Consider the following 24,618-nt stretch of genomic DNA (forward strand, 5'->3'; position numbering starts at 1 on the left):
ACAGGTAGTGCGGAGGTTGCGTGGGGCGAATACGCAGCGCGCGCATCCGCCACTACCGACTTTCCAGAAAAGCCAAGGCGTCGGGAATATAGCGCTCAAAGGCCTGAAAACCGTGATCGCCGCCGGGCTCGACGGTTTGCCTCGCCCCCGCGTATTTATCCACCGCCTGCCGGTAATCCAATGTCTCATCTCCCGTCTGCACCAGTAGCCACAGGTTCTCCGGCCGGCTCGGGGGATTGACGTCGTAGCACCGGAATTCATCCACATGGTGAGCCGTCAGGCGATACGTATCATCGGTATGATACCCCTTCAGGTCAACCTCCAGATAATCCGGCATGAATTGCCAGGGAGCGACGGCGGGGTTCACCAGCACCGCGGGAGACTGATATTGCTCGGCCATCCAGGTGGCCCAGAAGCCTCCCAGGGAGCTACCCATCAGGTAAAGGGGGGCGTCGTCCGGGATCAAGGCGCTCAATTGTCGGGCGGTATCAGCCGGGTAAGGAGATAAATGCGGGCATTGAAAATCCATTTCGGGGCGATGCCGCGCCAGCCAGGCTTCCACCTGACGCGCCTTGAAGGAGGCGGGTGAGCTGAGGAAACCGTGAATATAGAGTAACCGGGGGGCTGTCGCCATCAGTAACCGGCAGAACGGTAGTCAATCTGGTATTCGCGGTCAGTCACGCGCGAGACGCCCGTATCCAGAGTCCCATCGGAATGCAGCTCAAACCAGCGATAGCCCGGCATGGCATGGTCCACCGCAAAATCCTGGCTACCGGGTTCGAACTGGATGCAGGTGGCGGGCGTCGCAAACAACTGTACCCCGTTGCGCTCACCCTGGTAGAACTGATGCACGTGCCCCCAGGAAATCGCTTTGACCTGAGAGTGCGCGTCAACGACCTTAAAGAAGGCATCGGCGTTATTGAGGATATATTCATCAATCCAGCGGCTCCCTACCGGGACCGGCTGGTGGTGGAGCATGATCATGGTCGGACGGTGACTGTTGCTGGCCAGCGTCTGGTCCAGAAACTCCAGCTCGCTCTGCGCCAAATGGCCATGGACGAAGCCCGGCACCGCTGAATCGAGCAGCACGAGCATCCACTCGCCCACCATCATGACGCGGGACTCGGGTACATCGTCTCCCTCATACTGGGCCATGGTCGACGCGGAATCGTGGTTGCCGGGCAGCCAGCCCAAGGGCACGCCGGTATAGCGTCGAATCGTTTCCACGAAGCGCCCATAGCACTCGGTGTGGGCATCACTGGCGACATCGCCCGTGCAGACCACAGCGTCGTAGGTCGATTGCTCTTTGGCAATCAACTCCATTACATCCGCCAGGCTCTGGTCAGTGTTGAGCCCCAGCAGGGAGGGATCAGACAGAGGGCCCAAATGGCAGTCGGTTATCTGAATCAGGCGCACGAACGTCTCAATATCCGGTTGACTCCACTTCCAGTTGACTCATGGCGCCCCAGGCGGTTCGCGCAAAACGCGGCTCTGGCAGCGCTACTGTGTAATCTGGAATGTTTTTGGAGAATAACCACAAGTTGAGACAGGTGCAAGGAAGTTGCCACCAGTGTCGGAACTTTTGTCAGGGAGTGTGAAGGACTACCAGACCGTTTCCAGGCTATGCCCCTTCGCCAGGCATAAGCCGAGCCACTCGCCCAGAAAACGGTTCAGTTGCGCCTTTTCGTCCTGGTGGTACATGGCGCTATTGGGATATTCATAGCGCGGCTGCAGGCGGCGATGGCGCTCCCAGGCGAGCACTTCGGCCAGTTGCGCATCGTGATAGAGACGCACGGTGAGCTGAGGCGCCTTGAGCCAGTCATCCCCGACGGCCGCGTCCGATTGGCTCAATCGCAGCGTCGTGGTGTAGCGGGAGCGCTCGGTCACTTCAAGTTGCGTCAACCACTGCCGGCCACCACTGGTCACCGCGAACTGCCAGCGCTCACCACCGTTCACGCCTTCGGGCATCAGCTTGCTCAGACGCCAGTAATTGGCTTCACACTCGGCGAGCTGACGGGACAGATTGACCTTGTAGCGGTTTTTTACCATTCGCGCGGACTCTCCTGCGGTACCTTTCGACGTTTTTCAGCCACTAAAAGCCCCTCTCGCCCGTAGGAGGGCGGCTATGAATAAGCCAGTGGGGCGCTGGGCGGCTTGGCCGCCCGGAGAATCGGACGGAACTCATTCAGTCTAACAGACCTTTGGGCATTTATCCCTGTTTCAACCGCCCCCGGTTGAGCTGCAGCCACTGGAGGCAGATCAGCACAGCGGCGTTATTGAAGCGCCCGGTGTACAGGTGTTCAAAGGCTTCGAGCGCCGGAATAACGTGCACTTTGATGTCCTCGTTCTCTTCGTCCAGACCATGGATACCACCGGCCTGGCCAAGGTCCACCAGACTGCAAAGCACGTGCATTTTCTCATCACAAGCGCCGGGGCTGGGGAAATAGCTGCCGATGTATTCCAGGTGCTGAGGCTCGACGCCGGCCTCTTCGACGGACTCCCGCCGTGCCACATCCTCGGGAGTTTCACCCTCTTCGATCATGCCCGCGACGATTTCCAGGCACCAGGGGCCTTGAGGGTCATCGAGCGCGCCGGCCCGGAACTGCTCGACCAGGCCAATGAGGTCGCGCTCGGGGTCGTAAAGCAACACGCCGACCGCCGGGCCGCGCAGGAAAAGCTCGCGCGACATGGGGTCGGTCCAGCCGCCTTTGAAAAGCTTGTGCCGCAAGGTGAGCTTTTCGGCGCGGAAGAAGTTTTTGTAGAGGGTCTCGCGGCGGGTGATTTCCACATCGTCGCGGGTAAAGGGGGCTTTTTTCCAGTTGGTCATGGTTCGAGCCTATCTAGAGATGGAGCTACAGTAGCAACCACGGACTCGCTATCAGGCCTATTATTTCGAAAACGCGATGAATATGTCCCTATAGCTCCCTCACTTCTTCCCTGAAGTGAGGGTTTCGAAATAATAGGCCTGACATCGTGTCCTTGCAGTGAATTTATGCCTTTATACTACGTAGCACGCGAGCATTCGGCTACCTATACCAAGCGAAAGACATGAAGGTAGGTGGCGGCTGCCGCCTCCGAGGCGTCGGACCGACCATACCCTACGAATGACCTGGTTCATCAAATATCGACATCATTGGAGGGTTATTACAGAAGGAGACACCCGGTAGCGCGCCCGGACTTTCTGGAGGGTCCGGACGAGCTGGAGTACAACCTCCCCATCAAACCTTCTGGTAAAGCTCCGCCCCCTGCTCGCGGAACTCGCGGGCTTTCTCCTGCATCTCGGCCTCCACGTCGATCATGCGGACCGCCTCTTCCACGACTTCCGTCCCCTGGGCCGCGACGTGATCTCGCACCTCCTGGGAAATTCTCATGGAGCAGAACTTGGGGCCACACATGGAACAGAAATGGGCCACCTTGGCCGAATCCTTGGGCAGCGTCTCGTCGTGGAAGGAACGCGCCGTGTCCGGGTCCAGGCCCAGGTTGAACTGGTCTTCCCAGCGGAATTCAAAACGGGCCTTGGACAAGGCATTGTCCCGCAGCTGCGCGCCCGGATGGCCCTTCGCCAGGTCCGCTGCATGGGCGGCAATTTTGTAGGTAATGATGCCGGTTTTGACATCATCCTTGTTGGGCAGCCCCAAGTGCTCTTTCGGAGTGACGTAGCAGAGCATGGCGCAGCCGTACCAACCGATCATGGCGGCGCCGATGCCGGAGGTGATGTGGTCGTAGCCGGGGGCGATGTCGGTGGTCAGCGGGCCGAGGGTATAGAACGGCGCCTCGCCGCACGCCTCGATCTGCTTGTCCATGTTTTCCTTGATCATCTGCATGGGCACGTGGCCGGGCCCTTCCACCATCACCTGGACATCGTGCTTCCAGGCGCGGTGGGTCAACTCACCCAGCGTTTCCAGCTCGCCGAACTGCGCCGCGTCGTTGGCGTCGGCGACCGAGCCGGGGCGCAAGCCGTCCCCCAGGGAGAAGGCCACATCATAGGCTTTCATGATTTCGCAGATATCATCAAAGTGGGTGTAGAGAAAGTTTTCCTTATGGTGGGCCAGACACCATTTGGCCATGATGGAGCCACCGCGAGAAACGATACCGGTCACCCGCTCGGCGGTCAGGGGGACATAGCGCAACAGCACACCGGCGTGAATGGTGAAGTAGTCCACGCCCTGCTCCGCCTGCTCAATCAGCGTGTCCCGGAACACCTCCCAGGTCAGATCCTCCGCGACCCCGTCGACTTTCTCCAGGGCCTGATAAATCGGCACGGTGCCGATGGGCACCGGGGCATTGCGCAGAATCCACTCCCGGGTTTCGTGAATGTGCTTGCCGGTGGACAGGTCCATCACCGTATCAGCCCCCCAGCGGGTGCCCCAGGTGAGTTTGGCAACTTCTTCTTCAATGGAAGACCCCAGGGCCGAATTCCCGATGTTGCCGTTGATTTTCACCAGGAAATTGCGACCGATGATCATCGGCTCGGACTCCGGATGATTGATGTTGCAGGGAATGATGGCCCGCCCGCGCGCGACCTCTGAACGGACAAACTCGGGGGTGATTTCCTCCGGAATGTTTGCGCCGAAGGCCTCCCCGGGGTGCTGCACGTCGCCGCGCTCGCGTGCCTCGGCCAGCGCCATATTTTCGCGAATGGCGATGTACTCCATTTCCGGGGTGATGATGCCGCGCCGCGCGTAGTGCATCTGGCTGACATTGGCTCCCTTCTTGGCCCGGCGCGGCTGGCGGCTCAGGTCGAACCGCAGCGCCGTCAGTTCCGGATCATCCTGGCGCTTTTGGGTGTAGTAAGCGCTCGCTTTGGGCAGGATCTCGGTATCACCGCGCTCCTCAATCCAGGCGGCCCGCAGCGCAGGCAGCCCCCGGCGCAGATCAATGCTCGCCTCCGGATCGGTATAAATGCCCGACGTGTCGTAAACCCTCAGGCTGGGATTCTCTTCTCCGCCGAATTCGGTGGGGGTTTGACTCAACTGGATTTCCCGCATGGGTACACGGACATCGGGCCGAGAGCCCTCCACATAAACCTTTTTCGAGCCGGGCATCGGTTGGACCGAGGCGTTATCGACCTGCGCGGATTCGCGCAAGGGTTGGTTATTGGGTTGGGACGGCATAGCAAACTCCTTGATTTGGGTATTCAGTCAAAAGGTCATTCGGTGGCGGATGACAACAGGGATGAAGAAGGAATCGGCGGCTCTGGCCAGTGCTGCCGATAGAAGTGGTCGAGGGGGCCGGCACCCGCGCCCAACTGCCACCCGATCGAGCCGGCGAGCGCCCCCTGCACAAAGTCTTTGGCTTCGGCAACCGCCGTGGCGAGGCTCAAGCCTCGCGCCAGACCGGCGGCAATGGCGGCCGAGAGGGTGCAGCCCGAGCCGTGGCTATTGGCCGTTTTGAGGCGAGGTCGGGACAGCACTTCAGACAGTTCAGCACTGAGCAACAGGTCCATGGCCTCAGGACCCTCGCTGTGCCCGCCCTTGAGCAGTACCGCTTCGGGCCCCATGGCGAGGAGCTGCTCGGCCTGTCGCCACAGCCCGGCTTGATCTTCCGCGCGAGGTTCGCCCAGCAGGGCGGCGGCCTCGGGGAGGTTGGGTGTGATCAGGTTGGCCCGCGGGAGCAGGCGGTCGCGGATGACTCGCTCCGCCTCGGGCTCCAATAGGCGGTCACCGCTGGTGGCCACCATGACCGGGTCGACCACCAAGGGGATGTCGGGCCAATCGTTGAGCACGTCGACGACGGCCTCCAATACCGCAACGTTGGCCAACATGCCGGTTTTGATCGCCCGGACCGAAAAGTCCGAGAGCACGGAGTTGAGCTGTTCAGTGACAAAGGCGGGGGGGACTGGATGCACCGACTGAACACCGAGACTGTTCTGGGCGGTCAAGGCCGTCAGGGCGCTGCAGCCGAACACACCGCAGGCGGCGAAGGTTTTCAGGTCCGCCTGTATACCAGCGCCGCCGCCACTGTCACTGCCAGCGATCGTCAACGCCACAGGGGGCCCAGAGCGATGGGGTTGTGCCAAAATGTCGTTCACGCGTTCCACTCCCGAAGACAGTGGCGCGGGAAACGTCAGCAACAAGCCAAATAGAGATTGAGAATCGGTGAGGAACACCGAGAGAGGGCTGTTTCGCTTTCGTTCCCTACGCCGGTATTAACCGGATCAGGTTCAACGGGTAAAATCTCAGCCTTTGGCATTCAGCCCAGGGCACCCCGACGATTGGCCTTTAGTCTAGGCCAGTCATCCGGCCCTGTAAAGGCAGCGTACTTCTCCCAATCGCGGGTCGCCGCGCTAACGCTGTTTAACCCTTTTTTACAACTTCCCCCGCAAGCGGGCTCGACCTCCCGCGAGCGAGTGAGTAAACTCCCGAGTTGCCCACCAGTCGGTCGACGACGTCCCAACTCTGGAATGCAACGGACAGGAACTCACATGAAAACAACCCAAACGCTTTGGTTTCTCGGCCTGATCGCCATGGCCCCCCTTTCTGTCAGCGCCAATTCGCTGCTGGATGTGTATGAGCTGGCGCTGAAAAATGACGCCCAGCTACAAGCGGATGAAGCCGCTTACGAGGCCGGGCTGGAAAACCGGGCGATTGGCCGCTCCAGCTTGCTGCCGGAAGTTGATGCCAGCGCCTACTATTCCGAAGGCGAGCAAGAAAATCTGAATAATTTGGCCGAAAACAGCGATGAACGAATAAAAGAGACCGAGAGCGAGGGCTCTGGCTGGGAAATTTCCCTCTCCCAGCCCTTGTTCAATATGGCGGCCTGGTACAACTACAAACGCGGCGCCACCCTGAGCGAGCTGGCGGAAGTCCAGTTCGGCGCCGCTCAGCAAGACCTGATCGTCCGGGTGGCACAAGCCTATTTCAACGTGTTGCGTGCCATCGACAACCTCGAAACCGCCATGGCCGAGGAAGAGGCCCTGGCCCAGCAGTTGGAACAGACCCAGCAGCGCTATGAGGTCGGGCTGACCGCCATTACCGAAGTGCTCGAAGCCCGCTCGGTTTACGACAGCGCCGTCGCCAACGTACTGCAGGCCAAGGGTGACCTGGGAATCGCCTACGAAGATCTGGAAGTAATGACCGGCACGCCGATCAATGCTCTGGCCCCACTACCAGACGACTTCGAAGCGGTGCGCCCGACTCCGACCGATCGCCATGCCTGGGTCGAGTTTGCGCTGGAAAACAACTACCAGTTGAAAGCCGCTCAACTGAACACTCGCGCCTCCGAACAGAGCGCAAAAGTCTCCAAGTCGCAACACTTACCGACGCTGGGACTCTCAGCCAGCTACAGCGATACTGCCTCGGAAGGTTCGCAATTTTTGGGTGGTCAGGTATTTAACAGTGATTCCGAATCTGAAGGCCATAGCATCCGCCTCAGCCTGAATGTACCTCTGTATTCCGGCGGTGGCATCTCTGCGGAGCGTCGCCAGGCTCACGCCCAGTACCTGCAGGCACGCGCGGAATTCAACCGGACTCAGCGCAGCGTCATTCAAAGCACGCGCTCTTTGCACCTGTCCGTTGAAACCGGCGTTTCTCAAGTCGAGGCGCGTCGACAAGCCATTGTTTCGGCCCGCAGCGCCCTGGAAGCCACGCAATCCGGCTACGAGGTCGGCACGCGCAATCTGGTGGAAGTGCTGCTGGCCCAGCAAGCGGTTTACCAGGCCGAGCGCGACTATCAGGACGCGCTATACAATTACATTATCAACACCTTCCAGTTGCGAGAAGCGGCAGGCATGCTGACTCCCGCCGATGTGCAGCGCGTCGATGCCGCCCTGGCCCAGGACGAAATGCTGCGCCGCAACGACTACGACGTCTACTGAGCGGCGTGACCGACCACCGCTCCTCGCCCTACCCCAAGCGCGTCCGACTGATTGAAGTCGGACCGCGCGACGGCCTTCAGAACGAACCCACGCCCGTCCCGCTCCACGCCAAATTACGGCTACTGGAAGATCTGGCCAATGCCGGTCTCAACTATCTTGAGGCGGGAAGCTTCGTTCACCCTACCCGCGTCCCTCAAATGGCTGACAGCGACCAGCTGTTTCAACAGCTCCAACGACGGGCGAACATCACCTACGCGGCGCTCACCCCCAACCTGAAAGGGCTGGAACGGGCGCTGGCCGTCGACGCCGATGAAGTGGCCCTGTTCGCGGCGGCCTCGGAAACCTTCAGCCAAAAAAACATCAACTGCTCCATCGCCGAAAGCCTCCAACGGTTTGAGCCGGTGATCAGCGCGGCGGCGGCGGCCGGCGTGCCCGTGCGCGGGTACATTTCCTGCGTGCTCGGGTGCCCCTACGAGGGTGAGGTCTCGCCGGACAGGGTCGCCGAGCTTGCCGAAAAGCTGTTGCGGATGGGCTGCCGAGAGGTCTCCCTGGGCGACACCATCGGCGTAGGCACCGCTGGCGATACGGAAAGACTGCTCGAGCGTCTGGTACCCCAGCTGGGCGCCGATGCCCTGGCGGTTCACTTCCACGACACCTACGGCCAGGCGCTGGCGAATATTCTGGTCGCCTTGCGTCACGGCATCGCCACCATTGATGCCGCCGTCGCCGGCCTGGGTGGCTGCCCCTTCGCACCGGGCGCGGCGGGCAACGTCGCGACCGAGGATGTGGTGTACCTGCTCAATGGTCTGGGTATCCAACACGGCGTGGACCTAGACCGCCTGGTCGCCGCCGGCGACCGAATCTGTCACACTCTGCAGCGGCCAAACGCGTCACGTGTTGCGAGAGCGCTTCTGGCCCAACGTTAATTCCGCCTCAACCGTTTAACGACCCACGCTATGACCAACGATCCGACAATTGCGCTGGAAGCCAGCCTCAACCTCGAAACCGCCACCATTCCCTGGCGCGAACTCCAGCGGTTTTTTGCCGCCGGCCGAGCCATCGGAGTCAGCCCCAAACTGGATTTGATAAAAGTAGGCGCCGAACTGTCACGGGACAATGCCGAGCAGTTCAAACAGTGGATGGAGGACGGCAAGGTGGATGTGGTTGGGGACGAACAGGCCCAAGCCTGGCACGAGGCGGACGCCGAGGTGTGGGCGCTGGTGATAAGACCGTATGTGTTGGTTCAGGGGAAGTTGGACTCTTGATCGAGGTGTTTTGTATAAATTTGCCTCCGGTCTGGAGCGGGATAACCCTTTCAAGACACGCCGTAAATACATCCCTGTAGGCTCGAATCGCGGGTCCCCCGCTCCACGGTCTTGAAAGGGTTATCCCGCTCCAGCCCTCAGTGCCAGCGATTAGCCATGTCCCGGATTCAACCTCTGCGTTTATGCTGCCGCTCCCAATTATCCTGCCGTTTGCGCTCGCTCTTGCGCAGAAGAACATAGGTCGCGCCGCTGCTGCCGTGTTGGGGGAGCGCCGAGTGAAACGCCAATACCTCGTGCATCAACGGTAGCCAATGTGCGACGCAGCTTTTCAACAGCGCTGGCCGCTCCCGTCCGACGCCTCGGCCGTGAGTAATCAGCCCACAGCGAACGTCCTGGGACATGCAGTCCTGCACAAACTGAAACACCGCGCGGCGGGACTCCTCCACCGTCATTCCGTGCAGATCCAGACGGGCGTCAATAGTGTACTTACCCAGGCGCAAATTGCGGTACACCCCGTTCTGTACCCCATCCCGCTTGAAATCCAACACATCGTGCGGATCCAGTGGCGGGACATACTCGCCGGACAGAAAATTCTCGTCAGCGCCCACGGCGGCCTTCACCGCCGCCTCACGGCGCTGGGCCAGGGTCACCTCCGGGGCGTCCTGCCGCCCCAGAGGTACTTTGGGCTCGCTTTTGATGGGCTGGACATCGCGCATTTCGCGCTCAAACAGTGCCCAATCATCACGCTCATCACTGCTCATAACCGTTGCTCACTCTCAGGCAGGCGCCGGAAAAAGAACCGGGCGAGGCCCTATGGCGCCTGCTACACTTTCTCTAATACCAGCAAACCTCTTGAGAAGATCATGCTCAGCCACTTTTCGAAGGCGCTCTTTACACTACTGCTAACGGTGCTGTTCGCCTTTGTCTGGGCATTATTTCTGTTTTACACCCATCCGTCCCTAAGACCGGACAGTGTGGACTGGGCGTACGTTCTACGGGACCTGTTCCTGTGCCTGGCGGCGTTCCTGCTATTTGTGGTCGCCGCCTATCTGCCGGTAAGACAGCCCGTCGCTCTCAAACTGACGCTGGGCTTTGGCCTTCACTTTCTGGGCGTATGGCAGAACCTGCTCAACGACCTCATCCAGCCCGACGGTTGGTTGCCGCAGACCATTGGCTTGGCATTGGTTCCCCTGGGACTTCTGATCGCCACGCTCGGTCTTTATCAGATGGGACGCGCCTATCGCGTCAGCCGACTGATGCTTGGCAGCTATCAGAAAATCGAACGGGACTTGGCCACCATTGACCAACTGACTCAACTGTACAACCGGCGCTATTTCTTTACCACCTGTGGCCCAATGATGGACCACCCCGTCCAGGAGAATGATCAACCCGTGGTGATCGGTTTCCGGGTGCTCAACCTCACCGAACTGAACCAGAGACTGGGGCTCCAGGCCGGCGATGAAGTGTTGATCCGGGTGGGCAAAGCGGTACGTCGCTATCTGCGCCCGGGTCAAATAGCCGCTCGTATGGGCGGTCGTCGGTTTGCCGTCTTTATGCCGGACGCAAGCCTGGCAGAGGCCGAACGCTTCGCGGAGCAGCTTGCAGGGCGCCTCAAGCATGTACTGCTAAAAGATCAGGAGGGCGAAGAGACCTTGGCCACCCTTGAGTTGAGCTTCCAGATCGCGGCCGCCGAGCCGGGGGAGACGCTGGAAAGCCTGTCCCGACGCACAGGCTCGCCGGTTGAAGAGAACGAGGCACCAAGAGGCCTGTGACGCGTTCGCGGCAAGCCTCCCGGGCCAAGCTCATTCGGGCCCTTACCCCGTGTTGCGCATCCCCGCGGCGATACCCGCCATGGTGACCTTAAGCGCCCTTTCCAGTTCGGGGCTGATTTCCTTGCCGCTGCGGTGGCGCTTGAGCAACTCCGCCTGCAGATAGTTCAGCGGGTCCACGTAGGGCTTGCGAACGCTCAGCGCCCGCTGGAGCATGGGCTCGTCGCTCAGCAACTCGTCTTGGTGCTTGATCCGGTTGATCAGGACTTCCAACGCCCCCAGATCCGCCCGCAACTGCTCCCCCAGCCCGTGCAGCTCTTGTGGTACCAATTCCTTCTCGTAGTAACTGCAGATCGGCAGGTCGGCTTTGCCCACCACCATTTCCAGCAGGTCCAGGAAACTGGAGAAGAAGGGCCAGTTCTCCAGCATGTCCACCAGGGTCGAAGGGGCGTTTTCCAGCGCGTACTCCAGCGCCTGGCGGGTGCCCAGCCAGGAAGGCAGGTTCAGGCGCACCTGCATCCAGGCGAACACCCAGGGAATCGCCCGCAGGCTGTCGACGCCGCCGGTGGCCTTGCGTTTGGCCGGGCGACTGCCGAGCGCCAACAGGTTCAGCTCCTGTTCCGGCGTCAGGCTGCGGAAGTAGGGCACAAATTTGGGATGGCCGCGCACCACACTGCGATACGCCTCGAGACTGCTCTGCGCCATGCGCTCGATCAGGTCACGCCACTCCTGCGAGGGCCCCTGGTGAGGCATCAGCGTGGCCCGCAAAGTCGCCGAAACATAGGTCGAGAAACTGCTGAAGGCCACGCGGGACTGACCGAACTTGTAGCGGATCATCTCCCCCTGTTCGGTCACACGGATCTGACCGCGCACCGAGCCGGGCGGCTGTGACGCCATGGCTTTTTCCACGGGGCCGCCACCGCGACCGACGGTACCGCCCCGGCCGTGGAACAGAACCAGACGGATATCCTGCTGCTCAGCGATTTCCACCAACTTTTCCTGAGCCTTGTACTGGGCCCAGGTCGCCGCGAATTTACCGGCGTCTTTGGCCGAATCGGAATAACCGATCATGACGGTCTGACGACCTTCGGTGTACTCCTGGTACCAGGGAATCTGCCAGAGCCGGCCCATGACCTTCGGCGCCCGATCGAGGTCGTCCAGGGTCTCAAACAGCGGGACGATGGGCATGTTCCAGGTGATGCCGCACTCGCGCAGCAACAGTGCCACCACCAAGACGTCCGAGGGCTGTTGGGCCATGGAAATCACGTAATGCGACAGCGTCTCTTCCGGCTCCTGGGCGACGACCTTGCATGTGGCCAACACCTCTTCGGTCTCCTCGCTCATGGGCCAGCGGGCCGGCAGCAGCGGGCGTTTATTGTCCAGTTGCTCCAGCAGGAACGCTTGGCGCTGTTCCTCATCCCACTCCATATAGCTGCCCAGCTCAAGATACCGGGTCAGCTCATCCATGGCCTTGACGTGACGCTCGCCATCCTGGCGAATATCCAGGGGTACGAGATTGATACCGAAACTCTGGACCCGGCGGATATTATCCAGTACCGGACCGTTGGCAATATGAGGCAAGCCCACTTCGCGCAGAGAGTCGTAGCACATCAGCAGCGGTTCGAGCAGATCGTCCCGCTGGGAAATCACCCGGGCGGTCAGCTCAGGGGAGCGGCCCTGGAGGCGCGCTTCTGTCCACTCCAAGGTGGCCTGCAAACGCTGGCGCAACTCGGCCAGCAGGTCCCGGTAGGGGGTGCGGCTTTCCGGGAAGCGCGCTTGCAGCGCCTCTCCGGCCTCGTGCATGCTGAGGTCGTTGCCCAGGCTCAGAATATCCCGATGGTACAGATCCGCCGCCATCCAGCGCCCCAGCAACAGCACTTCGCGAGTCACGGTGTGGGTCACATTGGGGTTGCCGTCGCGGTCGCCCCCCATCCAGGAATAGAAACTGAATGGCTTGAGATCGATGGGCAGGCACTGGTCTAGGTGACGGCAGCAGAGCCGATCCAGGTGGCGGATAAAGTCCGGCACCGCCTGCCAGAGACTGTTCTCGATAACGGCAAAGCCCCATTTGGCTTCATCCACCGCCGTGGGCCGCTCAGTGCGGATTTCATCGGTGCTCCAGATCTCTTCCACCAGCCGGTGCAGCCGCCCGCGATGCTTATCCTGCTCATAGGTGAGCAGGTTGCCGCGTTGTTGGTCGCTCAGGGTGTGGACAATCTGGTCGTATTTGCGGATCAGGGTGCGACGGGTGACCTCGGTCGGGTGCGCCGTCAGTACCAATTGGATATTCAGGTCGCGAATCACCTCGGTCAGACGATCCTGGCCATAGGTGTCTTTCAGTTCCAAAAGCAGATTTTTCAGGCCGTCGTCCGGCTCAGCCTCGGCGCTGGCGGAGTACTCCTGTTCGGCGATGTTGGCCAGATTCAGGAACTGATTGAAGGCGCGTACGATCGGCAGAATATCCCGATCGTTCAGCTCGCCCAGGCGCTCCACCAGGGGCGTGGAATCCTCATCTTCAGACTGCTGGATGGCTTTGCCCAGTTGGCGGATGTCCTCGATCTTCTGGAACAGGTCTTCGCCTTCGTGATCACGTACCGTGTCGCCCAGCAATTCGCCCAGAAGGCGGACATTTTCCCGCAGCGTCTCTGGTAAAGCTTCCATAAAGCTACCTCCAAATTCATCAGTGAGGCGGGCATTCTAGCGCAAACTGGCCATTCAGACACAGGCTGGCGGTTTTCCACAGCCTCAGCGCTATCCACAGAAACTGTGCACAACTGTGTGAATGACGGCTGAGTAACTGCCCGAGCCCCCCGCAACCACGGCCTCGACGGACCTCGTTCAGTTTCTACCCAGCCTGTAAAAACTTGCCATTTCCGCCTCAAAAGGGAAAAATGCGACACCCCACCGCCAACCTGGATCACTCGCTCCGGTCGCCGGGGCCCAAACGAAGGTTTGCGAAGTCGCGGTTTCTGGTCAATGCTTATGCGTGAGCTTTTACCCGTCCTCGCGGCGACCAAGTCGAGCCTAACCTCCCCAGTCAAGGAGTCCGCTTGCTGAGATTGTCAATTGTGTTTGGGCTGTTGCTCGGCCTGAGTGCGCACGGCGGGCCGGCCAGCGCCGAGGAGAACGCGGATCAGAGCACCGCCATCGAGCAGGTTGGGCGTTGGGTCTCACCCGCGCCCACCGCGAATACCGCCACCGGCGTGCCCACTGCCGCGCAACTGATACCCACGGAGGTCAGTCCGGCCGGAGGCGGCGTGCTGTGGTACGAGTTAACCTTCGCCCTGTCAGAACCCACCGAGCTGGTGCTGGATTTCGCCAGCTCATCCACCCTGAACCATTTCATTCACATCCTGGTGAATGACCAGGGCGAGCAGATCAAACGGATAGAGGGCGGGCTGCGCTTCGGAGACCGGTACGATTATTTCCTGCGCCACGGTCGCCGGCTGTCACTGCCCGAGGGGAATTACCGGGTGCTGACCCGAATGGAGAGCCCCTTCTACCTCGCGCTGCCCGAGCCCCACCTGTTTGAGCGGGCGTATTACGAGCAGCAGATCGTCCGGACCCAGAGTCTGACTCTGGCAGGACTCGGCATCTTCTTCGGGCTGCTGTTTTACTACGCGGTCATGGCGGTGTGGCGCCGGTCCCGGACCGACGGCCTCTACGCCCTGTTTATTCTGGGAAACCTCTTGTACAACGGCGCCGCCATGCTGGTGTACAGCCAGCTGTTCGGCTGGACCTGGTTCTACCTGATCAGCACCCCGATTCTGTTCTCCAACGCTGTTTATATCGGGTTTGTGATGCGGCTGCTGGGGGTTGACCGGGAGCATCACCCCGCACTGTTCTGGCTGGGGATTACGCTGCTGGGGATTCTCGCGAGCTTCTGGCCCCTGGCCCTGCTCTGGCCCAACTGGTCGCTGGAGTTTTGCCGGATCGGGGTGGCAATTTTTGCGCTCTACGGGCTGCTCTGCGGGATCACCTGTAGCCTGCAGGGGCACAGGGTTGCGCGCCTGTACCTGATTGCCAACGCGGCTTTTGCCATACCCGCGCTCATCGCGATCTCCCTCGAAAGTACCAGCAACCCCCTTTACCTTGTGGAACACCTGGGCATGGTGGCAGTGCTGATCGAAGTACTGTTACTGGCCCAGGTGGTGAGCTATCAGATCGGGCAGGTCTATCGCGAACGCGCGGGCAGCCAAGCCTCACTGGAACGGGGAAAGCTGTTGGACAATCTCACCGCCCAGGCTCCGGGAGTCGTTTACCAGTTCGAAATGACCCCAGAAGGCCGGTTCGCCATGCCGTTCGCGAGCCGGCGGCTGACAGAGTACATTGAGGTGACCCCGGAGGAGGTTCGCGAGAACGTGAACCGACTGTTCGCTCGTGCTCACCCCCAGGACTACAAGGACATTGTCGCCTCCATTATTTCATCCGCCCGCCACCTGACCACCTGGCATCAGGAGTTTCGGGCAGTCATGCCAATTCAGGGAATGCGGTGGCTGGAAGGCAACGCCGAGCCGGAGCGACTGCCCGACGGCACCACACGCTGGTACGGCTTTATCAGCGATGTGACCGAACGCAAGCAGATGGAAGAGCATATGCGCCATATGGCCCAGCACGACCCCTTGACCAATTTACCCAACCGGGCGTTGTTTTCCGACCGCCTGGACCAGGCACTGAAAAGCGCCGGGCGCTACGGCGAGCGGGTGGCGTTGATGTTTATCGACCTCGATGGCTTCAAGATCATCAACGATCACTACGGCCACGATCTCGGTGATGAACTGCTCAAGCTGGTGTCCCAGGCGATGACGGTCAACCTGAGAGCGGCCGACACCGTAGCCCGGATGGGGGGAGATGAATTCGTGGTATTGCTGGACAGTATCACCGGACAGGAGGAAGCGCTAAAAGTCGCTGAAAAAATCCGAAAAACCTGTGAAGCCCCCTTTCGTGTGGAAGGCCACACGCTGCATATCGCCACGAGCCTCGGCCTGGCGCTGTATCCTGAACACGCTGGCGACACTAGCGGCTTGATGCGGGCGGCGGATCAGGCGATGTACCGCGCCAAGGACGCGGGCGGCAATCAGGTCGTGATCGCCAAAACCACAGCGGACTGGACGGAAGCGGACCTCTGATCAAAGCCCGCTTTCGCCGCGCCTTACGCTCCGGTCAGTCAGTGCAGCTCAGGGTGGCTTCGCTCGCCTTGCCTTTTTCAACACGCACCTCGGCAAAGGTCACATCCAACTGCCCTTCGGTCAGCAGCGAAAAGGGCTGACGCACCTGAGTAATGAACTCTTCAATGGGCTGGTTGACACCGAAGTTGGCGCCCGCTTGGGGGAAACAGCTCAAGTCCACGCTGACGGTCTGCCAGCCCTTCCCTTGCGCAGCCGTCAGCCGCTCGGTCATCTCAATGTCCGAGGCGCAATAGGAACCGCAGCCGAAACGCAGCCAGGTGGTGTCGGTCGGCGCTCGATCGACCTTGATGTCGAATATCAGGGCGGCGTCATCCTCCAGATAACCCGTCCAGTCCTGCCGCTGGGGAGCAAATAGCGCGACCTGACCGGGCCCCTTCCCGTTCCAGACCACCTGACGAGCATCCTGCTGTTCGTTGCGATCCACCGCTTCGATGCGCAGAGAGGACACTTCCACCCGATTGCTGGTCATGGTTTTTCGATCATTCTGGGCGCCGATGATTTCCAACTCCCAGATGCCCAGGGGCCGACGCTTGAACAGCTCCAACCGGTCCCGGGTTTCGGCCACTTCCATGCCCTTTTCAGACAGGGGCTCGGTCAAAGGGTCCTTCTCGCCGTAACTCAGACCGTAGCCGTAGGGAAAGAGCGGGTCGTACGTCTCATCACCGACATTGAGCGGCGTCTGATCCGGACGCTTGGGCCAGCTGAACGGCAATTCGCCCGTCATGGGGAAATTCACCTCGCCTTGGTTGTCCCGGAAAATCACATCGGCGATGCCGCCCCCTTCAGTGCCCGGCAACCAGACGACCACAAAGGCGTCGGAGGCATTGAGCTCGCGGTTGACCCACAACGGCCGGCCGGTAATAAACAGGGACACCACGGGAATGCCTTCGCTCTGCAAGCGCTTGAGCAATTCCCAGTCGCGGGGGTCCTTGGGCGCGTAAGCGAGGTTGTTCCGGTCACCCTGCATTTCCGCGTAAGGGTCTTCCCCGAAGACAACGATCGCCACATCCGGTTTCTGCTCATACTGACCCTCGACACTCAACACCGCCTCGCCGCCACCGGCGGAGACCGCCGCGTCAATGCCGTCATAAATGGATGTGGCCCCCGGGAAATCGCTGTTTTCGTTGCCAGTGCCCTGCCAGGTGACGGACCAGCCACCGGACTGTTTGGCAATGTTGTCAGCCCCGTCACCCGCCACCAGGACGCGCTGGCCGCGCTTGAGCGGTAGCAGTTGGTCCCGGTTCTTCAGCATCACCAGGGATTCGCGTACTGCCTGGCGGGCCACCTGGCGGTGCTCGGCCGAGCCCAGCACATCCGCATCGCCCGCCAGAGCCCGTTCCGACGGTGGGCCTTTTTCAAACAGACCGGCACGAAACTTAACCCGAAGGATGCGGCGCACGGCGTCGTCGACCCGAGCCTGGCTGATGGTGCCATCGCGCACCTGTTCAATGGTATTCCAATACAGATCTTTCCACTCCGGGCCCGGGGCCATAAACATGTCAAGCCCGGCGTTCACGGCCCGGGCGCAACTCTCGGGAGAGCACCCCTGAACAAAGCCGTGGCCACTCCAATCCCCCACCACAAAACCATCAAAGCCCATCTGATCCTTGAGTACATCGGTCAGCAGGTATTTATGACCGTGCATCCGCTCGCCCTGCCAGCTGGTGAAGGACGCCATGACCACCTGTACCCCCGCCTCAATAGCACTGAAATAGCCGGCGCCGTGGATATCCCGAAGGGTTTTCTCATCCCCGAGGGTTTCGCCCCGGTCAATGCCCTGGGCGGTGCCGCCGTCGCCAATGAAGTGCTTGGCTGTGGCAATCACATGCTGCTCGGACAGGAAGTCGGCGGTATCGGGCTTACCTTGAAGCCCCTTTACCATGGGCCCGGCATACTCTCCCACCACCTCGGGGCTTTCAGCGTAGGCCTCATAGGCGCGGCCCCAGCGGTCATCACGGGCAACGGCCACGGTGGGTGAGAAGTTCCAGTCCAGCCCGGTGACCGCAATCTCGCGGGCCGTGACTTCGCCGATCCTGCCAATCAACGTCGGATTGCGCATCGCACCCAGGCCAATGTTGTGAGGAAAAAGCGTAGCGCCCACCACATTGCCCAGGCCGTGAACAGCGTCGGTGCCCCACATGATGGGAACCCCGGTGCGGCCATTGGTGGTATCCACAGAGGCGTTGTAATAAGCGTCGGCCAAATCCACCCACGCCTGAATGGGGGCGTGCTTGTCATTGCCGGGGGTGGTGCCACCGCCGTTGAGAACCGAGCCGAGGTGATACTGGCGCACATCCTCCGGCGTGGCGGTTTTGATTTCCGGCTGGATCATCTGGCCGACTTTCTCTTCCAGCGTCATTTTTGCCAGAAGGTCGTCGATGCGGGCCTCAATGTCCGGTGACTGGGGCACTGGCGTTTCCAGGCGGGGCCACTCGACGGCGGCGCGGGTTTCCGGGCTCGTGCTTTGCTCGGGTGCCTCTGTCGGTTCGGGGGAACAGGCGAGCAGGCTGGCGAGCGCCAGTCCCAAGCCCCCGAAGCGAAGACCAGATAGACATTGCATAGTATTGACCTTGTGTTTGACGATTGTTGTTGGGATTTTGTTGTTGAGACTTTTAGTCCGCGAAAATTACCCCGCGTGCTTATAGCTGTCAACGCTTGCGACGCCAGCACCTTGACCCACTGTGAAGAAGATCGGTAAGCCTGATATGATCTTCAGCCCCATTTTCGTCAGAGCGCCCCAATGACCCTGCTGCTGATTTACATCGCCCTCGCTCTCGGGATTTCCTTCCTGTGCTCCGTTGCCGAAGCGGTGTTACTGAGCGTCACCTCCGCCTATACCAGCGTTCTGAATCAGGCGGGCAAGCGCTCCGGCCGGCTGCTGAGCGCACTCAAACAGAATATCGATCGCCCGCTGGCGGCGATTCTGACGCTCAACACCATCGCCCACACCGCCGGGGCCGCGGGCGCGGGAGCCCAGGCCACCCATGTATTCGGCAATGCCTATCTGGGGGTCTTTTCCGCCGTGCTGACGCTGCTGATTCTGGTGTTCTCCGAGATTATTCCCAAGACCCTGGGGGCCTTTTATTGGCGCGCTCTGGCGCCCGCCACGGCCTACGGGCTGCACTACCTGATCTATCTGCTCTACCCCTTCATCATCATGTCCGAGCAGATTACCCGGCTGATCACCCGGGGGGATGCCCAGGCTTCAGGGTTCGACCGACATGAACTGACGGTCATGGCCGACCTCAGCTCCCAGGAGGGTCATCTGGACGAGCGGGAAACAGGCATCATGAAAAACCTGCTAATGCTCAGACAGACCCCGATCAAGGATGCCATGACCCCTCGTACCGTTCTGTTTTCCGCCGCCGGAGAGCAAAGCGTCACCGAATTCTTCGACGGCCATCGCACCATTCCCTTCTCGCGTATTCCCGTCTACCGGAATGATCCCGATGACATTACCGGGGTGGTACTGCTGAACGAATTGCTGCTGGCACGTGCCCGGGACGAAGGAGATCAGCCGCTCAAGCAGTACCGCCGCGAGATTCCGGCGCTGCTCGACAGTATGCCGCTGACCCAGGCGCTGGAGGAGTTTCTTCGGGAGCAGACTCACATGATCCTGGTGGTCACCGAATACGGCTCGGTGGTGGGCGTTATCACCCTGGAGGATGTACTGGAGACCTTGCTCGGCCTGGAAATCGTGGATGAAAAAGACAAGACCCGAAACATGCAGGAACTGGCCCGGCGACGCTGGCGCCGGCAGGCCCGGAAAATGGGCATCAATCCGGAAGCCTCAACCGATGAGGGCGAGGAAGAACCCCCCGAGGAGCCCGAGCCGGGAGCAGAAAAGCCCGAGCGGCGAGACAATCACCCATCCAGATAAACGTCCTTGGGGTCAAACGTATAGCGGGCCCGGTAGCGCTCGTGCTCCCGCCTCACCTCTCGGATGGCCCGCTAGAGCCGGTTAACATCAAAGGCAAGCACCTCGGCGATCGAGCTGGCACCGGTCAGGCACATCAACAACCGGTCCATGCCCAACGCCACACCGGCGCTGTCCGGCAAGCCAGCGTCGATGGCGGCCAATAATTTTTCATCCACCGGATACTGTGGCAGCCCCAATTTTCGGCGTTTATCCTGATCCGCCTCGAACCGGCGACGCTGCTCCGAAGCATCGGTCAATTCCCAGTAGCCATTCGCCAGTTCCATGCTGCCAATAAAGGCCTCGAACCGACGCGCGACCGTTTGCCCCTCGGCGTCGGTAGCCAGTCGGGCCAGAGCCGCCTGACTCTCTGGGTAGTCGTAGACAAAGGTCAGCCCGGGGCCGAGCGTTGCTTCCAGTTCGTGGGTAACCAGCAAGTCCAGCCAAAAGTCCCTGTCTTCCTCCCCGGCCTCAATATTGATGCGCTCCCGTGCAAGCGCCGCCAGTTGCCCGGCGGTGGCCCGGTGCGGGTCAAGGCCGAGGTGGCGCTCAAACCACTCCCGGTAGCTGAGGTAGGTGACCGTCAAACCCGGCAATACCCTGAGCACCAGCGCCTCGACCTCCCGCATCAACTGGTGATCATTCCAGCCGGGGCGATACCACTCCAGCAGCGTAAACTCCGGATTGTGCTTGCGGCCGCGCTCGCCGTTGCGAAAGACTTTGCCCAGCGAATAGATGGCGCCCGCACCGGCGGCCAGCAACCGCTTCATGGCGAACTCGGGGGAGGTCTGCAGGTAATAGGAGCGGCCGGCACACTGCGCCGTCACGGAATCGATAAACGGATCGGTGACCGTGGCGGCCCCCATCACCGGCGCCTCAATCTCCATCACCTCACGTTCAGTGAAAAACGCGCGGACCTGGCGATACAACCGGGCACGCTGGCGCAGCTGTTCGATAGAGGCGGAAGGTTGCCAGTCATTCATTGGGATGGTTGATTGTCGGAGATAAAGGAGGGGGATACCCGCCCGGCCTTGGCCGGGCGGGTAAAAGGGATCAGTCTTTGGACGCGCGGCCCAGGTACTCCCCGGTACGGGTATCGACGCGGACCACATCACCCTGGTTCATAAACAGCGGCACCTTGACCACAGCGCCGGTGCTCAGGGTCGCCGGCTTGGTGCCACCCTGGGCGGTGTCGCCCTTGAGGCCCGGATCGGTCTCAACCACTTCCAGCTCCACATGGTTGGGCGGGGTCACCGCCAGAGGCGCGCCGTTGAACAGCGTGATAACACATTTGTCCTGCTCTTTAAGCCACTTGGCGGCATCGCCCACTGCGGCTTTATCCGCCTGGTGCTGTTCAAACGTAGTGGGCTCCATGAAGTGCCAGAACTCACCATCGGAGTAAAGAAAGTCCATGTCCAGGTCGGCCACATCGGCGCCGTCCAGGTTTTCACTGCCGCGGAAGGTACGCTCCCACACACGGCCGGTTTTCAGGTTGCGCAACTTGACCCGGTTAAAGGCCTGACCCTTGCCTGGCTTGACCAGTTCGTTTTCCACGATGTTACAGGGGTCACCGTCGAGCATGACTTTCAGACCGACACGGAAATCGTTGATAGAATAGGTGGCCATTACGCCCTCTCGTTGACTCTGGAATGTTAAAAGGCGCCCATGATACATCGAACCGCCACCACTTGGCAGGCCCCCCGTTGGCAAAGCGAACTGGCGGACATCATCCGCTCCCCGCGGGAGCTGTACGAATTGCTCGAGCTCGACCCGGCCTCACTGCCGGTAGCCCTGCGGGCCAGCAATGACTTCGCGCTGCGGGTGCCCCGTGCCTACGCCGCCCGTATTCGCAAGGGTGACCCGGACGACCCGCTGTTGCGCCAGGTGCTTCCGGTGGGCGACGAACTGGAGACGGCCCCCGGCTACAGTCAGGACCCGCTGGGCGAAGCCGAAGCCAACCCACACCCGGGGCTGATTCACAAATACCACGGCCGGGTGCTGCTGATTGTTTCCGGCGGCTGCGCGATCAACTGCCGGTACTGCTTCCGCCGTCACTTCCCCTACGCCGACAACAACCCCGGCCGGGCTCGCTGGCAGGCGGCACTGGACTACATTGCCGCTGACCCCAGCATCACCGAAGTGATTTACAGCGGTGGAGACCCCTTGAACGCCCCCGACCGGCAGCTCAAATGGCTGACCGAGCGGGTCAGCGCCATTGATCACGTGCGCCGCCTGCGCGTCCATACCCGCCTGCCGGTGGTGCTGCCCAACCGAATCGACGAGGACTGCCTCGACTGGCTGACCCATCACCGCCTGGCGACCACCGTGGTCATTCACAGCAACCACGCCCGCGAGCTGGACGGCGAGGTGGGAGCGGCCCTGGCGCAACTGCGCGCCGCTGGCGTGACCCTGCTCAACCAGGCGGTGCTGTTGCGCGGAGTCAACGATACGGCCCCGGCATTGAGCGAGCTGAGCGAGCGTTTGTTTGAGCTGGGCGTTCTACCCTATTACCTTCACTTACTGGACCCGGTCGCCGGCGCCCATCACTTCGATGTACCCGAGACCGAGGCTCTGGCGCTGCATCGTCACCTGCGCGAAACTCTTCCGGGCTATATGGTGCCCAAGCTGGTAAGGGAGATCGCGGGCGAGCCCAGTAAAACCCCGGTCACCGAAGCGGGCACCCGGCACAATCTGCTATAGTCAGAGCACATTTATAGTCAGAGCACATTGATTCACGCTCAGGGATTGACCGATACCGATTGACCGAAGCCCCCATCCAACCACGGATGCCGGTCAGCGCCGGGCTCCATCACCGACGACAGGATACTGAATGACCGCTGACATGCCGCCGAACGAGCTGCTGAGCCGATTTAAAGTCCCACCGCAGGACCTGGAGGCGCTTTCCTTCTGCGCCGCGAAGCCGGCCAAGGTCGCCGAGTGGGCCCAGGCTCTTCCCATGACCCGCATCAGCTACGTCAGCAGTTTGCTCTACAAAGCGTTGCCGGAAATCGCCCGACTGAAAGTGACGCCTCAGACGCGTATGGAAATGCTCGAAGCCCTGCGCCCCGCCGTCCAACAGGCCCTTCAAGGGCTGGCGCCCCTGTTTCTCAATCAACCCCTGATTCTGCCGGAAACCGCCCGCAAAACCGCCACCGTCGCCCAGGCGCTGCAGAAACACATGACCAACGGCTATCTGGTCACTGTGCAGGGCCTGGGCCATGCCACGAAAGGCAACGCCGAAACCCTGGCGACGCTGCGAGCCCAGGCGCTGCAGCGGGCGATCTCGGGAATGGGGTTGCTCCTGCTGCGCAGCTACCAGTTGTACACGCCGGTGCCCAGCCGCCTCTGGCTGGAACTTCACACTCTGTACCAATTGGCGGAGCACTGGCAGGTCACCACTCAGGCCGTCACGGAAAATCTGCCCCAACACCAACACCTCAACACCGTGGAGCGGAGCTACCAGCGGCTACTGTTGCTCTCCTGCGCACGCCCCAACCAGTTGCGCCAGAATGAAGTAGGGCTGACTTATGATGCCCTCGAACAACTGGCCCCCCTGGCCCATATGGTGGCCTATGACCCCGGGCAGGAGGACAACCTGTTCGCCGTCGTACTCGACAGCGATACCCCGCCACTGTACAAGTCCCGTCTGCCCAGCACACCCGGCGGGGCCATTCGCGAGCTGGACACCGGACCCGTAGTGACGGCCCTGCAAGAAGCACGCGAGGCCCTCGGCGATCGCTCCGCTGGCGCCCGTGATGGTTACGGATTGAGCACCGCGCTCAACGATCACCTGCGTCAATCCTGGCACCTCCTGGCCCAACGTAGCTTTGAGCGACGCCCCGGCAAGGGTCGGATGGACATCACCATCGGCCTGTCCAACCTGCACTTTCATCTCTGCGGTGGCCAGCCGTTCAAGCTGTTCATGAACCAGGCGGCCCATGTTCACCAGGAAGACAGCGGCCCTTTTTCCGGAAGCCTGCCGACTCCCCCCACCCTGGAAGACGACCCCTGGGGCGATGCCTTTGATGCCGGCGGCGGTCGACTGGCGGGGCACAATGTCGCCACGTTCAACATTGAACACAACATCCGCCAACGACAACAAACGGACTACCGCGGTGAACACCCGACCTTTCAGGTTCCCATTGTGGATATTAGTCTGGGCGGTTTTTGCCTGGAGTGGCGCGAACAGGTGCCGCCCCAGCTCAAAGCCGGGGAGTTGCTGGGGCTGAAAGAAGAGGGCCGCCACAAGTGGACCGTCGGCGTGGTGCGCTGGGTCCAACAGTCCCGCGAGGCCACGCTGCTGGGCATTCAGACCCTGGCGCCCCAGGCGACCCCGCTCGGCGCGGCGGTGGTGTATAAAACCGGCGGCTATTCGGAATTTCTGCGCGCGCTGGAAGTGCCGGCGCTACGGGCCATCAACCAGCCCGCGACACTGATCACCAACTCCGTCACCTTTCACGAGTACAGCAAGGTCCGCCTCTATCGACGCCACAGCGGCCAGCGGGAAGACAGCCATAAAAACCAGACCAACGTGCAACTGACCCGACGCCGCTTTTCCACCGGTGCGGTCAGTCAGTTCGAGTATCGGGAGCTGGCCCCAGGTGCGGCCGGGAAAGACAAGCATAGCGAAGACCTCTAAGCCTCAAAGCACTGATTGACTGGG

General features: G+C 61.0%; 19 protein-coding genes and 1 riboswitch. Of the genes, 8 read left to right on the top strand and 11 right to left on the bottom strand.

The genetic code is table 11. From position 1 onward, the window contains the following. Positions 1-52: 52 nt before the first annotated feature. From G547_RS0108330 to thiD, 6 genes are all read right to left on the bottom strand, one after another. Positions 53-634 carry a YqiA/YcfP family alpha/beta fold hydrolase gene (locus G547_RS0108330; protein ID WP_036187678.1) on the bottom strand — a complete coding sequence of 194 codons (582 nt, stop codon included), beginning with the start codon at positions 632-634 and terminating at the stop codon, positions 53-55. Beyond that, positions 634-1,416: a 3',5'-cyclic-AMP phosphodiesterase gene (gene cpdA, locus G547_RS0108335; protein ID WP_051235071.1), complete on the bottom strand. Its 783-nt coding sequence runs from the start codon at positions 1,414-1,416 to the stop codon at positions 634-636. The genes G547_RS0108330 and cpdA overlap by 1 nt, the downstream gene beginning before the upstream one ends. 186 nt (positions 1,417-1,602) lie before the next feature. Further along, positions 1,603-2,049: a DUF1249 domain-containing protein gene (locus tag G547_RS0108340; protein WP_027329468.1), complete on the bottom strand. Its 447-nt coding sequence runs from the start codon at positions 2,047-2,049 to the stop codon at positions 1,603-1,605. 160 nt (positions 2,050-2,209) lie between these two features. Then, positions 2,210-2,827, bottom strand: coding sequence for an NUDIX domain-containing protein (locus G547_RS0108345; RefSeq protein ID WP_027329469.1), 618 nt, complete (start codon positions 2,825-2,827; stop codon positions 2,210-2,212). A 391-nt stretch (positions 2,828-3,218) separates the two neighbouring features. Further along, on the bottom strand, positions 3,219-5,114 hold the full coding sequence (gene thiC / locus G547_RS0108350; protein WP_027329470.1) for a phosphomethylpyrimidine synthase ThiC: 1,896 nt from the start codon (positions 5,112-5,114) through the stop codon (positions 3,219-3,221). Positions 5,115-5,149: 35 nt separating this feature from the next. Next, positions 5,150-6,031: a bifunctional hydroxymethylpyrimidine kinase/phosphomethylpyrimidine kinase gene (thiD, locus tag G547_RS20660; protein WP_245573420.1), complete on the bottom strand. Its 882-nt coding sequence runs from the start codon at positions 6,029-6,031 to the stop codon at positions 5,150-5,152. Between the two features lie 86 nt (positions 6,032-6,117). Continuing rightward, positions 6,118-6,220, bottom strand: a riboswitch (TPP riboswitch). A 204-nt stretch (positions 6,221-6,424) separates the two neighbouring features. Here thiD and G547_RS0108360 point away from each other — a divergent pair. From G547_RS0108360 to G547_RS0108370, 3 genes are read left to right on the top strand one after another with little or no spacing between them, the layout of a single operon-like run. Continuing rightward, positions 6,425-7,816: a TolC family outer membrane protein gene (locus tag G547_RS0108360; RefSeq protein WP_051235073.1), complete on the top strand. Its 1,392-nt coding sequence runs from the start codon at positions 6,425-6,427 to the stop codon at positions 7,814-7,816. A gap of 5 nt (positions 7,817-7,821) precedes the next feature. Beyond that, positions 7,822-8,742, top strand: a complete 921-nt coding sequence (locus tag G547_RS0108365) for a hydroxymethylglutaryl-CoA lyase (protein ID WP_036187680.1) — start codon at positions 7,822-7,824, stop codon at positions 8,740-8,742. Between the two features lie 30 nt (positions 8,743-8,772). Further along, the gene (locus tag G547_RS0108370; protein WP_027329473.1) at positions 8,773-9,081 is read left to right on the top strand and encodes a DUF2288 domain-containing protein; all 309 of its coding nucleotides are present in this window, start codon (positions 8,773-8,775) and stop codon (positions 9,079-9,081) included. Positions 9,082-9,248: 167 nt separating this feature from the next. On the opposite strand, the gene smrA is transcribed toward G547_RS0108370, so the two are convergent. Next, complete coding sequence (gene smrA, locus G547_RS0108375) at positions 9,249-9,842, bottom strand: DNA endonuclease SmrA (RefSeq protein ID WP_027329474.1); 594 nt, start codon at positions 9,840-9,842, stop codon at positions 9,249-9,251. Positions 9,843-9,944: 102 nt separating this feature from the next. Here smrA and G547_RS22610 point away from each other — a divergent pair, with 102 nt between their 5' ends. Further along, a complete protein-coding gene (locus G547_RS22610) occupies positions 9,945-10,853 on the top strand; it encodes a GGDEF domain-containing protein (protein WP_027329475.1) in 909 nt (302 codons plus the stop codon). A 42-nt stretch (positions 10,854-10,895) separates the two neighbouring features. Here G547_RS22610 and ppc read toward each other — a convergent pair whose 3' ends face one another. Next, entirely contained in the window at positions 10,896-13,511 is a 2,616-nt protein-coding gene (gene ppc / locus G547_RS0108385) for a phosphoenolpyruvate carboxylase (RefSeq protein WP_027329476.1), read from the bottom strand. A 389-nt stretch (positions 13,512-13,900) separates the two neighbouring features. On the opposite strand from ppc, the gene G547_RS22615 reads away from it, so the two are divergent. Then, the gene (locus tag G547_RS22615; protein ID WP_051235075.1) at positions 13,901-15,979 is read left to right on the top strand and encodes a diguanylate cyclase; all 2,079 of its coding nucleotides are present in this window, start codon (positions 13,901-13,903) and stop codon (positions 15,977-15,979) included. 34 nt (positions 15,980-16,013) lie between these two features. Here G547_RS22615 and G547_RS0108395 read toward each other — a convergent pair whose 3' ends face one another. Further along, on the bottom strand, positions 16,014-18,599 hold the full coding sequence (locus G547_RS0108395; RefSeq protein WP_051235077.1) for a glycoside hydrolase family 3 protein: 2,586 nt from the start codon (positions 18,597-18,599) through the stop codon (positions 16,014-16,016). 180 nt (positions 18,600-18,779) lie between these two features. Here G547_RS0108395 and G547_RS0108400 point away from each other — a divergent pair, with 180 nt between their 5' ends. Then, positions 18,780-19,919: a CNNM domain-containing protein gene (locus tag G547_RS0108400; protein WP_027329478.1), complete on the top strand. Its 1,140-nt coding sequence runs from the start codon at positions 18,780-18,782 to the stop codon at positions 19,917-19,919. A gap of 71 nt (positions 19,920-19,990) precedes the next feature. On the opposite strand, the gene epmA is transcribed toward G547_RS0108400, so the two are convergent. Both epmA and efp read right to left on the bottom strand, forming a co-directional pair. Beyond that, positions 19,991-20,938 (bottom strand): EF-P lysine aminoacylase EpmA, encoded by a 948-nt coding sequence (gene epmA / locus G547_RS0108405; RefSeq protein WP_027329479.1) that lies wholly within the window; start codon positions 20,936-20,938, stop codon positions 19,991-19,993. Between the two features lie 70 nt (positions 20,939-21,008). After that, positions 21,009-21,581: an elongation factor P gene (gene efp / locus G547_RS0108410; RefSeq protein WP_027329480.1), complete on the bottom strand. Its 573-nt coding sequence runs from the start codon at positions 21,579-21,581 to the stop codon at positions 21,009-21,011. A 39-nt stretch (positions 21,582-21,620) separates the two neighbouring features. On the opposite strand from efp, the gene epmB reads away from it, so the two are divergent. Together epmB and G547_RS20680 are read left to right on the top strand one after the other, a co-directional pair. Then, positions 21,621-22,655 (top strand): EF-P beta-lysylation protein EpmB, encoded by a 1,035-nt coding sequence (gene epmB / locus G547_RS0108415; RefSeq protein WP_027329481.1) that lies wholly within the window; start codon positions 21,621-21,623, stop codon positions 22,653-22,655. Between the two features lie 130 nt (positions 22,656-22,785). Next, positions 22,786-24,594, top strand: coding sequence for a hypothetical protein (locus G547_RS20680; protein WP_051235078.1), 1,809 nt, complete (start codon positions 22,786-22,788; stop codon positions 24,592-24,594). Positions 24,595-24,618: the final 24 nt, after the last annotated feature.

Source organism: Marinimicrobium agarilyticum DSM 16975, assembly GCF_000423345.1.
In the GTDB taxonomy this organism is placed as follows: Bacteria; Pseudomonadota; Gammaproteobacteria; order Pseudomonadales; family Cellvibrionaceae; genus Marinimicrobium; species Marinimicrobium agarilyticum.